Below are 12,666 nucleotides of genomic sequence, written 5' to 3'. Positions count from 1 at the left end.
CGCCCCGCCAACTCCCCCGCCCTTTCCGGCTCTTCCGCAGCCCCCGTGGAGACCTCGATGGACAGCCCGATCGCCGTCATAGGAGGAACCGGCCGCACAGGCCGGCTCGTCGCCCGTCAACTGCTCGCCCGGAGCGAGAGCGTCCGCGTCATCGGCCGCAGCACCCAGCGCGCCCGCCGTCACACCCCGCCGCAGGCCCAGTTCTTCGCGGCCGACGTGCGCTCCCCCGACTCCGTCCGCACCCCGCTGTACGGCTGCTCGGCGGTCGTCTACATCGTGGAGCCGGGCACCGACGACGCCGGTCCCGACAGCCCGGAGACCACCCTGCACACCGGGGTCCGCCATGTCCTCGACGCCCTGCGCTCCACCGCCGCGGCCCCGCACGTCGTGCTGGTCAGCCAGCGCCATGTGACCCGCCGCGACCACCCCATGAACGCCTACGGCCGGATGCTGGACTGGCGCCTCGCCGGCGAGAACGCGGTCCGCTCCTCCGGGCTGCCGTACACCGTCATCCGCCCGGGCTGGCTGACCGACGACCTCGGTCACGGTCATCTACACCTGGAACAGGGCGACTTGGGCGACGGCCGGGTGGCCCGCCCGCTGGTCGCCGACGCCTGTGTGCAGGCGCTGTACTCGCCCGAAGCCCGCGGTGTGACCTTCGAGATGCGCAGCGAGACGGGGCCGGGCGCCACTCCCGTGCCCTGGCAGGAGCTCTTCGCCGGCCTCCGCGCCGACGCCCCGACCGCGGCCCGGGCCGCACTCACCTGAGGTGGCCACCGATGTGTACGACACCCCGACGGACTCTGCGACCGATGCCATGACAGAACAGATGACCTTACGCCCCGACCGGGCCACCGGCTCCTCCCCCGGCGGCCGTCCCTCCGACGTCACCCCCGGGCGGCCACAGCCGCTGGGCCCCACCGTCGACGCCGACGGTGTCAACTTCTCGCTCTTCTCCGAACACGCCACGCGGGTCGACCTGTTGCTCTTCGAGCACTGCGACAGTCCGCAGCCGTACCGCACCATCACGCTGCTGCCCGACCGGCACCGCAGCTTCCACTTCTGGCACTGCCACGTCAGCGGGATCGGCGCGGGCCAGGTCTACGCGTTCCGCATCGACGGACCGCGCGACAGCGGCGAGTTGGGCACCCGCTTCGACCACCGCAAGGTGCTGATCGACCCGTACGCGCGCGCCAACATCAACGGCCGCTGGGAGCGGACCCACGCGATCGGCCCCGGCGACAACGTCGAGAGCTGCATGCGCAGTCTGGTGGTCGACCTCGACGACTACGACTGGGAGGGCGACACCCCGCTGCGCACCCCGATGGCGGAGACCGTCGTCTACGAGATGCACGTGCGCGGTCTGACCGCGTCGCCGACCTCGGACACCGAGCGTCCCGGTACCTTCTCCGCCGTCATCGACAAGATCCCGCACCTGCGCGAACTCGGCGTCACCGCCGTGGAGTTGCTGCCGGTCTTCGACTTCGACGAGACCCAGGTCCTGCGCACGGGACCCGACGGCACCCCGCGCCGCAACTACTGGGGCTACGATCCCTACGGCTTCTTCGCCCCGCACACCGGCTACTGCTCCAGCCCCCATCTCGCCACGCACATCACCGAGTTCCGCGACATGGTGAAGGCGTTCCACCAGGCGGGCATCGAGGTCATCCTCGACGTGGTCTTCAACCACACCAGTGAGGGCAACGAGTTCGGGCCGACGATCAGTTTCCGGGGCGCGGCCAACGAGGCCTACTACCACCTGTGGCCTCAGGACCGCTCGCACTACATGGACTTCACCGGGTGCGGCAACGCGGTCAACGCCAACCATCCGATGGTCACCAAGTTCATCGTGGAGAGCCTCGAGTACTGGGTGACCGAGCACCACATCGACGGCTTCCGCTTCGACCTCGCCTCCGAACTCTCCCGCGGCCCGCTCGGCTACGAGATGGCGGTGCCGCCGGCCCTGTGGGCGATCGAGCTGTCCCAGGTGCTGGCCGAGACGAAGATCATCGCGGAGCCGTGGGACGGCGGCGGCCTCTATCAGGTCGGCCGGTTCCCGGGGAAGCGCTGGGCGCAGTGGAACGGTCCATTCAGGGACGACGTACGGCGGTTCGTACGCGGTGACGCGGGGATGGTCGGCGAGGTCGCCTCACGGCTCGGCGGCTCGGCCGACCTGTTCGCGGCCCAGGACGAACTCCCCACCAACAGCATCAACTTCATCACCTGCCACGACGGCTTCACCCTGAACGACCTGGTCAGCTACAACTCCAAGCACAACCACTCCAACGGCGAGGCCAACGCCGACGGCGCCGACGAGAACTACAGCTGGAACTGCGGTGTCGAGGGCCCCACCGACGACGTCGACGTCGAGTGCCTGCGGGTGCGGCAGATCAAGAACCTGCTGTCCCTGCTGATGCTCAGCCGCGGGGTGCCGATGCTGCTGGCCGGCGACGAGTTCCGCAACAGCCAGGGCGGCAACAACAACGGCTACTGCCAGGACAGTCCGGTCTCCTGGCTCGACTGGAACCAGGCCAGGAAGGAGCAGGAGACCACCGGCTTCACCCAACGCGTCATCCAGCTCCGCAAGCGCTACCGCGCCCTGCGCGAACCGCAGTTCTTCTCCGAACGCCTCAACTCCCGCTCCCAGCCCGACATCACCTGGCACGGCACCCGGCTCCACCAACCCGGCTGGGACGACCCCAACGCCCGGGTGCTGGCCTGCACTTACGGCGGCTTCGACGGTGACCCCGACCTGCATCTGATCCTCAACATGTACCACCTGGGCCTCGACTTCGAGCTGCCCGAGATCCCCGGTCACCGCTGGCACCGCGTGCTCGACACGGCCCGCCCCGGCCCCGACGACGTCCTGCCGCCCGGAAAAGAGGAGCTGGTCGACAGTCCGACCCACCACGCCCAGGGCCGCAGCGTCGTCCTGCTGGCGGCCCTGCCCGACGAGAAGGGCATCTGAGATGACTACCCCTGCCCAACGCCGCATCCAATCCGACACCCTCGCGGGCTACGTCACGTACTACAGCCCGACCGGCCGCCGCTTCGGCCTGCGCACCTCCGACGAACGGGAGTTCACGGTCCACCTGGCGTCCAACGCCGTCTCGCGCATCGTCCGCAACCTCGGCGACGACTACCGCGACACCACCGCCGACACCGCCGACATGCTGGCCGAGGGCCGGTTCGTCTTCGCCTACGGCATCCTCTACGAGTGGGAGGGCGGCTCCCGCTTCGACGCGAAGGAGATCACCTTCCCGGAGGAGACGCGCGGCCAGTACGTCTTCGAGCACCCGAACTGGTGGGTCCAACAGGCCACCGCCATCGCCGACTTCTATCTGCGCGGCCAGTTCCCCGACGGGGTGTACGACTGGCGCAACTTCCGCACCCACATCACGCTCAGCGGCACCCATCTGCCGGACTTCGCCGGCGGGGACGTGCGCCAGGAGACGGACACCATCTCCCGGCTCATCTACGGCCTCTCCACGGCGTACCTGCTGACCGGCAAGGACCGCTTCCTGGAGGCGGCCGAGGCCGGCACCCTCTACCTGCGCGAGCACATGCGGGTGGACGACGTGGCCGACGGCATCACCTACTGGTACCACGGCATCGACATCACCCCGTCGGGTCATCGCCCGGTCTTCGCCTCGGAGTTCGGCGACGACTTCGACGCGATCCCGATGTACGAGCAGATCTACGCGCTCGCCGGCCCCACCCAGGCGTTCCGCATCACCGGCGACCCGCGGATCCTGGAGGACATCGACCGGACGTCCGCCCTGTTCCAGAAGTACTTCCGCGACCCCGTGCGCGGCGGGTTCTTCTCGCACATCGACCCGATCACCCTGGACCCGAACGCCGACTCGCTCGGCCGCAACCGGGCCCGCAAGAACTGGAACTCGGTCGGCGACCACGCCCCGGCGTATCTGATCAACGCCTATCTGGCGACGGGCCGTTCGGACTTCGCGGCGCTCCTGGAGGAGACCGCGGACACCATCGTGGAGCGCTTCCCCGACGAGCCGAACAGCCTGTTCGTGCAGGAGCGGTTCCACGCGGACTGGAGTCCGGACCGGACCTGGGGCTGGCAGCAGGACCGGGCGGTCGTCGGCCACAACCTGAAGATCGCCTGGAACCTGACCCGCATCAAGGCCCTGTTCGACAAGCCCGAGTACGCGACGACCGCCGAGCGCATCGCCGAGATCATGCCGGCGGTGGGCAGCGACGGGCTGCGCGGCGGCTGGCTGGACGTGGTCGAGCGGCAGCCCGACCCGGACAGCGGCATCCACCGCATGGTGTGGCACGACCGCAAGGCCTGGTGGCAGCAGGAGCAGGCGATCCTCGCCTATCTGATCCTGGCCGGTACCACCGGCGACCCGGAGCAACTGCGGCTGGGGCGCGAGGCGGCGGCGTTCTACAACGCCTTCTTCCTCGACTACCAGGACGGCGGCGTCTACTTCAACGTCCTCGCCAGCGGCATCCCGTACCTGCTGGGCACCGAGCGACTCAAGGGCAGCCACGCCATGGCCGGCTACCACGCCCTGGAGCTGTGCTACCTCGCGGCCACCTACACCGGGCTGCTGCTCAGCAACGACCCGATCACCCTGCACTTCAAGCCCCGCCCGGAGGACCTCCCGGACCGGGTGCTGCGGGTGGCGCCCGATCTGCTGCCGGCCGGCACGGTGGAGCTGACCCGGGTGTGGGTCGACGACCAGCCGTACCAGGACTTCGACGGCAAGGCCCTCACCGTCCGGCTGCCGCGCGGCGACGAACCCGTCCGGGTCCGCGTCGAGTTGGAGCCGGCCGCAATGCGGCTGCGGATGCGTACCACGTTCGACGGCGGCACCGCGCACGTCGTCTGCCACGGGGTGATCGACGCGGCCGAACTGGGCAAGTTCCGGCGGATATTGGCCGAGGTCATGGCCGCGACCCCGCGCCGCGTGGAGTTCCACCTGTGCGAGGTCGGGGGCATGTGCCGGCCCGCCATCAACGAGCTGCTGTTCCAGCGCACCAAGGCGGGCCTGGACGTCGACTTCGTCATCGTGGGCTGTGCGCTGCCGGACGTGGCGGACGCGTTGCTCGCGACGGACGCCTTCCTGCTGGCTGGGGGTGACGAGTGCAACCATGACTGAACTCGCGACCTTCACCCTCCCATTACCCCCGATGCGCGCCCCGGGGGCACCGCCGGGCGCCTCCGCCGGCCTCCCCGCCTACTGCCGTGATCTGTTCGGCGACTTCACCCGTGCCGACCAGCGGCGCTGGGGCGAGGTGTATGTGCGCGGGCTGCTGGACGTGCCCGGGCGCAAGACGCCCGCCCGGATCTCCGAGCAGGTGCTCGGCCGGCGGGCCGTGCAGCAGATCCAGCAGTTCGTGAACCAGAGTCCGTGGGCGTCCGCTCCCGTGCGGGGGCGGCTCGCCCGGCAGGTGGTGCGGGCCTCGCGCGCCGAGGCCTGGTCCATCGACGAGGTCGTCTTCGCCAAGAACGGCGACCGGTCGGTGGGCGTGGCCCGCCAGTACGCGGCCTCGCAGGAGCGGACGGTGAACTGCCAACTGGCCCTGGCCGCCTCGCTGGTGGGGCAGGCCGGCGGGGTCCCGGTGAACTGGCGGCTGATGCTGCCGGCCCGCTGGGACCGCGACGAACGGCTGCGCGGCCAGGCCCATGTACCGGTCCAGGAACGCTGCCGCCCACGCTGGAGCTACGTCCTGGAGGCACTCGACGAGATGCTCGACGAGTGGTCCCTGGAACCGCTGCCGGTACTGGCCGACTGGCGCTGCGAGAGCGACCCCGACCCGCTGCTGCGCGGCCTTGAGGCGCGGGGCCTCGGCTATCTCGTGCAGGCCGCGCCGCACACCCCGGTGCTGCTGCCCAGGCGGCAGGCCACCACCCCCGGGATGCGTGGCACGCTCGCCGAACTCGCCGGGCACACGGCCCGGCACGGTGAGCGCACCTCGGTCACCTGGCACGACCCGGTGACCGAACGCATGCGGCACTCGGAGTTCGTGACGGGCCCGGTCCTGCTCCGCACGGACCCGGCCGCCGGCGCGGTCCCCCGACCGCGACTGCTCCTCGCGGACTGGCCCTACGGCCGCCCCCGGCCGCGCGCCTACTGGCTGACGAACCTCCCGGCCCGCCGCCTCGCGGAGATCGTGCCGCTGGCGCAGCTGCGCAGGTTCGCCGATCAGGCGCTGGGCCGGATGCACGAGGAGTTCGGGCTCGGCGACTTCGAGGGCCGGTCCTTCCGCGGCTGGCACCATCATGTGACGCTGGCCTCGGCCGCGTTCGGCTACGACATGGTGCGCCAGCAGGCCGACGAGAGAGCGCTGACCCGGACGCGTGCCTGAACACCCCCGCCGCGTGGGCCCCGTACGGATCCGTCCGTACGGGGCCTTCGCACGCTCACTTCTGCCAGCCGACCCGGCTGAAGTCGATGTCGCCGAGTCCCGGCACCCCGTAGTTCGCCAACCCCTGGCGCACGGCGAGGATTTGAGGCCGCTGATACAGCTCGATGTCGTGGCCGAGCTTCCAGATCTCGGCGTCCGCCCGGTCGTAGAGCTGCTCGGCGGCCCGTTCGTCGAGGGTGCCGACGGCCTGGGCGAGGAGCTTGTCCACCTCGGCCGAGCCGACCCCACCGTAGTTCTGGAAGGCCTGCCCCTTCTGGGGGCGGCGGTAGACGGCGTAGGCGGAACTGGGGTAAGTCAGGCCGGTGAAGCGGAAGATGGCGAGGTCGAAGTTGCCCTTCTCCAGGTACTGCGGCGCGTACGCGGAGGCGGGCACCTGCTGGATGACGACCTGGACGCCGACCTGGGCGAGCATGTGCTGGACGAGCTGGGCGAGGTCCTCGCCGAGCCGGTTGGTGCCCTCGCTGAGCACGAAGCGGAGGGTGAGGCTGTGGCCGTCCTTGACACGTGTCCTGCCGTCGCCGGGGCTCTTCCAGCCCGCGGCGTCCAGGGCGCGTTCGGCGGCCTCGGGGTCGTAGCTCCCGTACGGGCGGGAGTTGTCGGTGTATCCGGGCTGGTTGGTCATGAAGAAGTGGTTGCCGAGCAGCGGCACCTTCACCGGGAGGCCCTCGGCGGCGACGTCGGCCAACGCCGTTCGGTCGACGGCCTGTTGGACCGCGTTGCGCACGGCGCGGTCGGTGAGCGGGCCGCCCGCGCCGTTGAGGGTGATGTGCACCTCGTCCCACGCGGAGCCGATACGGAGGTCGCTGTCGCGCGCCTTCTCCAACTGGGCGTAGGCCTCGCTGGTGGCCGCGTTGACCGCGTCGACCTCGCCGTTCAGGAAGGCCTGGAGGGCGGCGTCGGCGTCGAGGACGCGGAAGACGATCCGGTCGAGCCGGGGCCGGGTGCCCCACCACCGGGGGTCGGGCACGAAGGCGAGCGTCTGCGCCGTCTTGTCGACCGCTTCCAGCTTGAACGGGCCTGCCGTGATGGGCAGTTGGCCCTGCCAGCCGGAGTTGAAGCGCTGCGGGGTGTCATAGCCGGCGGCCGGGAAGAGCGGGGTGAACAGCCTGCGCCAGTCGGCGTACGGCTGCTTGAAGGTGACGCGGACCTCGTGCGGGCCGGCGCCCTGGCGGACGCTCGCGATGCGATCGTAGCCGCTGGTGTCGGCGACCAGGTAGCGCGGGTCGGAACCGTCGAGCGCGTGCCACTGGGCGGCGAAGTCCCGCCGGCCCAGGGCCGTTCCGTCGGACCAGCGGGCCTTCGGGTTGAGCCGGTAGGTGACGACCTGGGGCGAGGTGCCGGTGACGGACGCGGAGAGAAGGTACTCGGGGACGGCGTGCGGGACGCCCTTGACGTCACGCGTGAAGAGCCGGGGCTCGGTCATGCTGTCGACGGTCCACACGTCGTCCAACGCGCCGTCGACGTGGTCGAAGTTGAACTGCGTGACCATCTGCGCGATCGGCAGGGTCAGCGTCCCGCCCGCGCGAAGGGCGCCGGTGGGTTGGGAGTTGATGTCGGAGGTGCCGTACGTCGGCAGCGCCGGGTCCCGGTCGGGGTCCGGGGAACCGGAGCAGGCGGCCACGAGGAGAGTGAGTACGCAGGCCACCGCCCAGGCCGACCAGACCCGTAATCGCTGCACCTAACGGCCCTCCCAGTGCGGACGAACCGTCAACTGCCCGAACTGTCCCGCGAATTGCGGAGCCGGAGCTTAACATCACGATGTGTCACCCACATGAAGCGGAACGAGTTCCATGCTCTCCCTGATCCTCAGGCGCCTGGTCCACTGCACGATCCTCTTCCTCTCCTCCGTCGTCCTCACTTACGCGCTCGCCTCGACGGCGCTCGATCCGCGCGCCTACTTCGAGGGCCGGCAGCCGCCTCCGCCCAGCCGGGTCGTCGACGCCGAGCTGGCCCGGCTGGGCATGGACGACCGCGCCCCGCTGCCGGAACGCTTCGCGCACTGGGCGGACCGGGCGGTCCACGGCGACCTGGGCCGGACCATCGACGGCGAGTCCGTGGACGCCGAGTTCGGGCGCCGGGTCGGAGTCTCGGTGCGGCTGCTCCTTGTGGGCACGGTGGCCGGTACGGCGGTCGGGGTGCTGGCCGGGGTGTGGGCGGCGGTACGGCGTGGTCGGCTGGGCGACCGGGCGCTGACGGTGTTCTCGTTCGCGGTGCTGTGCGTGCCCACGTTCGTGCTGGCGCTACTGCTGAAGACCGGGGCGCTGGCGGTCAACCGGGCCGCCGGCAGCACGGTCGTCCTCTACACGGGCGAGCACACACCGGGACTTCAGGGTGGCTGGCCCGTCCAACTCCGCGACACGGCCGCCCACTTGCTCCTCCCGGCGATCTGTGTGGCGCTCCCGGCGATCGCCGCGTACAGCCGCTACCAGCGGGCCGCGACCCTCGACGTGCTGGGCGCCGACCATCTGCGCACCGCGCAGGCCAAGGGGCTCACCCCGGGGCGGGCGCTGCTGCGGCACGGGCTGCGGATCTCGCTCGTCCCGGTGTCGGTGTTCTTCTCTTTCGGGGTGCTGACCCTGTTCACCGGGGCGGTGTTCACCGAGGAGATCTTCGGCTGGCCCGGGATGGGCAGTTGGCTCGTGGACTCGGTGCAGAAGGGCGACGTCAACTCGGTGGTGGCGATCGACCTGTTCGCCGCGGCCGTCGTCCTGCTCGCAGGGCTGCTGGCCGATGTCGTGCACGCGCTCCTCGATCCCCGGGTACGGCAGCCGTGACGGGCGTCGGCGGTCGGGGAGGACGGGGGCGTGCGGTGCTGCGACGGATGGTGCGGCGGCCTGGGGCGGTGTGCGGGCTCGCGGTCCTGCTGGCGCTGTTCGCGCTGGCCTTCGTGGGGCCGTTCGTCAGCCCGTGGACGCATACGGACGTCGACTACACGGCGCTGCGGCAACCGCCGGACGTGCGGCACTGGATGGGCACGAACCGGATCGGGCAGGACGTGTTCGCGCAGGTGGTGCGGGGGCTGCAGAAGTCGCTGCTGATCGGGTTGCTGGTGGCCCTGTTCTCGACCGTGCTGGCGGCGGTGGTGGGTGCCTGTGCGGGCTACTTCGGCGGCTGGACGGACCGGGTGCTGATGTTCGTCGTGGACCTGATGCTCGTCCTCCCGAGTCTCCTCGTGCTGGTGGTGGTCGCGCCGAAGCTGCGGGAGTGGGGCTGGATCGCGCTGGTCGGGTTGCTGGCGCTGCTGGGCTGGATGGTCACGGCGCGGGCGGTGCGCGGCATGACGTTGTCCCTGAAAGAGCGTCAGTTCGTGGTGGTGGCAAGGCTGATGGGTGTTTCCCCGCCGCGGATCATCTGGCGGCATGTGCTGCCGCACACCGCGTCGTTCCTCATCACGGACGCGACGATCGCAGTGGGCGGGGCGGTGATCAGCGAGACCGGTCTTTCGTACTTCGGGCTGGGCGTCCAGCCGCCGGACGTCTCCCTCGGCACGCTGATCGCGGACGCGACGGACGTGGCGCTGGTGTATCCGTGGATGTTCTTCTTCCCCACGGGCTTGTTGATCGCGTTCGTGCTGGCGGTCAACGTGGTCGGCGGCGCCCTGCGGGACGCGCTGGATCCGACGACGGCGGACTCGACCACGCCGAGTCGCACCGCCCTGTCGGGGACGTCCCGGTGAACGCCGTCCTGGAGGTCCGCGATCTGACCGTCACGCTCGGCACCTCGCCCGTGGTGCGCGGTGTCGACCTCACCCTCCGACGCGGTGAAGTCCTGGGCCTGGTGGGCGAGTCGGGCACCGGCAAGACACTCACGGTGCTGGCCCTGATGGGACTCGCACCGGCGGGTGCCCGGGTGGGCGGTTCGGTACGCCTGCTGGGCGAGGAGCTACTCGGTCTCCCGGTAAGGGAGTTGGCGCGGATCCGCGGTCGCCGCATCGCGATGGTCTTCCAGGACCCGCTGCACGCGTTCACCCCGGTGCTGCGGGTCGGCGACCAGATCGCGGAGGCGCTGCGCATCCACCAACAGCCGCGCCCACGGCGCAAGTCGGCGCAGCGCCGGGCGGTGGAGCTGCTGGACTTCGTCGGGGTGCCGAGGCCGGGGTGGGCGGCGCGCGCGTACCCCCACCAGTTGTCCGGCGGGATGCGCCAACGCGCGATGATCGCGATGGCGATGGCCAACAACCCCGATGTCCTGATCGCGGACGAGCCCACCAGCGCGCTCGATGTCACCGTCCAGGCCCAGGTGTTGGAGGCCCTGGCCGACGTGCGGAGGGAGACCGGCGCGGCCCTGCTCCTGGTCACCCACGACCTGGGGGTGGTCGCGCGCACGGCGGACCGGGTGGCCGTCCTGTACGCGGGCCGCATCGTGGAGACGGGCCCGGTCGAGGCGGTCCTGACCCGCCCTCGCATGCCGTACACCCTCGGCCTGGTCGGCTCGGTTCCCCGCCCCGACGCCCACTCTCCCCTCACCCCGATCCCGGGCACGGCTCCCGCTCCGGGCACCGCGGGCCCGGGCTGCGCCTTCGCTCCGCGTTGCCCCCTCGTCGAGCCGGACTGCGTCACGTCGGACATCCAACTCCTGGGCGTGGACAGCCCGTCGAGGGCCGGCCTCGCGGGTTTCGCCGCCCACGAGGCGGCTTGCCGGCGGGTTCGGTTGGTGTCGCAGCGGACGGCGGTGGAACTGTTTCCGCCGGGCGGGGAGGTGGGAGGGGAAGCGAAGGGGCACGTGCCGAGCGAGAAACTGTCGGGGGGCCTCATCGCACCGCCCACACCTCGCCACGGAACCCCGGGGTCATGGGCACGCCCCGCTCCAGCCGTCCCTGGTCCCCCGCGCGCCACTCCCTCCCTTCCCCCGTCGGCCTCGCCCGCTCCTCCCACCTCGCCCTCCCCCGCACCCGAACTCGTCCTACGGGTCACCGGTTTGGCCAAGTCCTACATCCCGCCCAGCGGCCGTCGCCGTCGCGAGCGTGCAGTCGTCGCCGTGGAAGAGGTCGACCTGGAAGTCCGCCGCGGTGAGACTCTCGCGCTCGTCGGTGAGTCCGGCGCCGGGAAGTCCACCGCGCTCATGGAGATCCTGTCGCTCACCGCTCCCGAGGCGGGCGCCGTGGAGATCCTCGGGCAGGATGTCGCGCGGCTGACGCGGCGTACCGCGCGGTTGCTGCGCGGGGCCGTGCAGATCGTGCCGCAGGATCCCATGTCGAGTCTCGATCCGCGGATGCCCGTCGGTGACATCGTTGCCGAGCCGCTGTACGCGCGGCGGGTGCCACGGGACGTCGTAGCGGCGCGGGTGCCGCGGTTGCTCGGGCAGGTGGGGCTGGAGGCGGGGGACGCGGAGCGGTATCCGCATCAGTTCTCCGGGGGGCAGCGGCAGCGGGTCGCGATCGCGCGGGCGCTGGCCGTCGAGCCCGCGTTGCTGCTGCTCGACGAACCCGTGTCCGCGTTGGACGTGTCCGTGCAGGCGCAGATTCTGGATCTGTTGCTGCGGCTCAAGCGGGAGTTGGGGCCGGCCTATCTGCTGGTGTCGCACGATCTCGCCGTGGTGCGGCAGATCGCCGACCGGGTGTCGGTGATGTACGCGGGGCGGACCGTGGAGACGGGGCCCGTGGACGAGGTGTTCGACGCGCCCCGGCACCCGTACGCGCGGGCCCTCCTGTCGGCCGTCCCGCTGCCGGACCCGGTCGCCGAGCGCGCCCGGCATCGGATCGTGCTGCCGGGCGAGCCCCCGTCCGGGGTGCCGGTCACGGCGGGGTGCCGGTTCCTGGCCCGTTGCCCGGTCGCCGCGCTGCTCGCGCCGGGGCGGCGTACGCGGTGTGAGACCGAGATTCCGCGGGCCACTCAGGTCACCGTCGCCGGCACGCACACCGTGGCCTGCCACTTCCCGCACGGCGGAATGCCCTGGCAGCACATACGGACGGACCGGGGGACGTCCGGCCGGCCGTGGAACCAGCCGCCGGACCGTCCACCGGTCCACTGAGCCTGAAGTGCCGTTCGTCCGTACGGGCGTCGCCTCAGCAGCAGGCACCGCTCGCACCGCTGGACTGTGCGATGCCTTCGCGCAGGGGATGGGTGGTGGCACCCGATCCGTTCAACCAGAGTCCGCTCGTCACAAGCCCACCGACGAAGACGACGATTGCTATGAGCGTGAATACTTTGATGCTCATGAAAATCTCCTCTCCGAGCATTTACGGATGACGCGTTGACAAGCTGAGTCAACAAGAACTTACTCAATCAGTCAAGTATTAATCTAGCAAAAGACGATCTCGAAAAGCGG

The 12,666-nt window shown here is 70.8% G+C and carries 9 protein-coding genes; 7 read left to right on the top strand and 2 right to left on the bottom strand.

Translation table 11 applies throughout. The features are described 5' to 3' along the window. Positions 1-57 precede the first annotated feature (57 nt). The 4 genes from OG588_RS44270 to OG588_RS44255 all read left to right on the top strand — a co-directional run bounded on the left by OG588_RS44270 (position 58) and on the right by OG588_RS44255 (position 6,339). Entirely contained in the window at positions 58-768 is a 711-nt protein-coding gene (locus OG588_RS44270) for an NAD(P)H-binding protein (RefSeq protein WP_405952197.1), read from the top strand. 61 nt (positions 769-829) lie between these two features. Next, complete coding sequence (glgX, locus tag OG588_RS44265; protein ID WP_405952196.1) at positions 830-2,968, top strand: glycogen debranching protein GlgX; 2,139 nt, start codon at positions 830-832, stop codon at positions 2,966-2,968. 1 nt (position 2,969) lies between these two features. Next, a complete protein-coding gene (locus OG588_RS44260) occupies positions 2,970-5,129 on the top strand; it encodes an AGE family epimerase/isomerase (protein WP_405952195.1) in 2,160 nt (719 codons plus the stop codon). Further along, on the top strand, positions 5,122-6,339 hold the full coding sequence (locus OG588_RS44255) for an IS701 family transposase (protein WP_405952194.1): 1,218 nt from the start codon (positions 5,122-5,124) through the stop codon (positions 6,337-6,339). The genes OG588_RS44260 and OG588_RS44255 overlap by 8 nt, the downstream gene beginning before the upstream one ends. Before the next feature lie 55 nt (positions 6,340-6,394). Here OG588_RS44255 and OG588_RS44250 read toward each other — a convergent pair whose 3' ends face one another. Continuing rightward, positions 6,395-8,077 carry an ABC transporter family substrate-binding protein gene (locus OG588_RS44250; RefSeq protein ID WP_405952193.1) on the bottom strand — a complete coding sequence of 561 codons (1,683 nt, stop codon included), beginning with the start codon at positions 8,075-8,077 and terminating at the stop codon, positions 6,395-6,397. A 112-nt stretch (positions 8,078-8,189) separates the two neighbouring features. On the opposite strand from OG588_RS44250, the gene OG588_RS44245 reads away from it, so the two are divergent. From OG588_RS44245 to OG588_RS44235, 3 genes are read left to right on the top strand one after another with little or no spacing between them, the layout of a single operon-like run. After that, on the top strand, positions 8,190-9,173 hold the full coding sequence (locus tag OG588_RS44245; RefSeq protein ID WP_405952192.1) for an ABC transporter permease: 984 nt from the start codon (positions 8,190-8,192) through the stop codon (positions 9,171-9,173). Positions 9,174-9,208: 35 nt separating this feature from the next. After that, positions 9,209-10,075: an ABC transporter permease gene (locus tag OG588_RS44240; RefSeq protein ID WP_405952191.1), complete on the top strand. Its 867-nt coding sequence runs from the start codon at positions 9,209-9,211 to the stop codon at positions 10,073-10,075. Then, entirely contained in the window at positions 10,072-12,369 is a 2,298-nt protein-coding gene (locus OG588_RS44235) for a dipeptide ABC transporter ATP-binding protein (protein ID WP_405952190.1), read from the top strand. The genes OG588_RS44240 and OG588_RS44235 overlap by 4 nt, the downstream gene beginning before the upstream one ends. 34 nt (positions 12,370-12,403) lie before the next feature. Here the strand turns inward: OG588_RS44235 and OG588_RS44230 are convergent, their stop codons facing one another. Beyond that, a complete protein-coding gene (locus tag OG588_RS44230; protein WP_158697264.1) occupies positions 12,404-12,556 on the bottom strand; it encodes a hypothetical protein in 153 nt (50 codons plus the stop codon). Positions 12,557-12,666: the final 110 nt, after the last annotated feature.

The sequence above is a fragment of the Streptomyces prunicolor genome (genome assembly GCF_045162825.1).
GTDB lineage: Bacteria > Actinomycetota > Actinomycetes > Streptomycetales > Streptomycetaceae > Streptomyces > Streptomyces prunicolor.
This window is presented reverse-complemented; position numbering and strand designations above follow the sequence as displayed.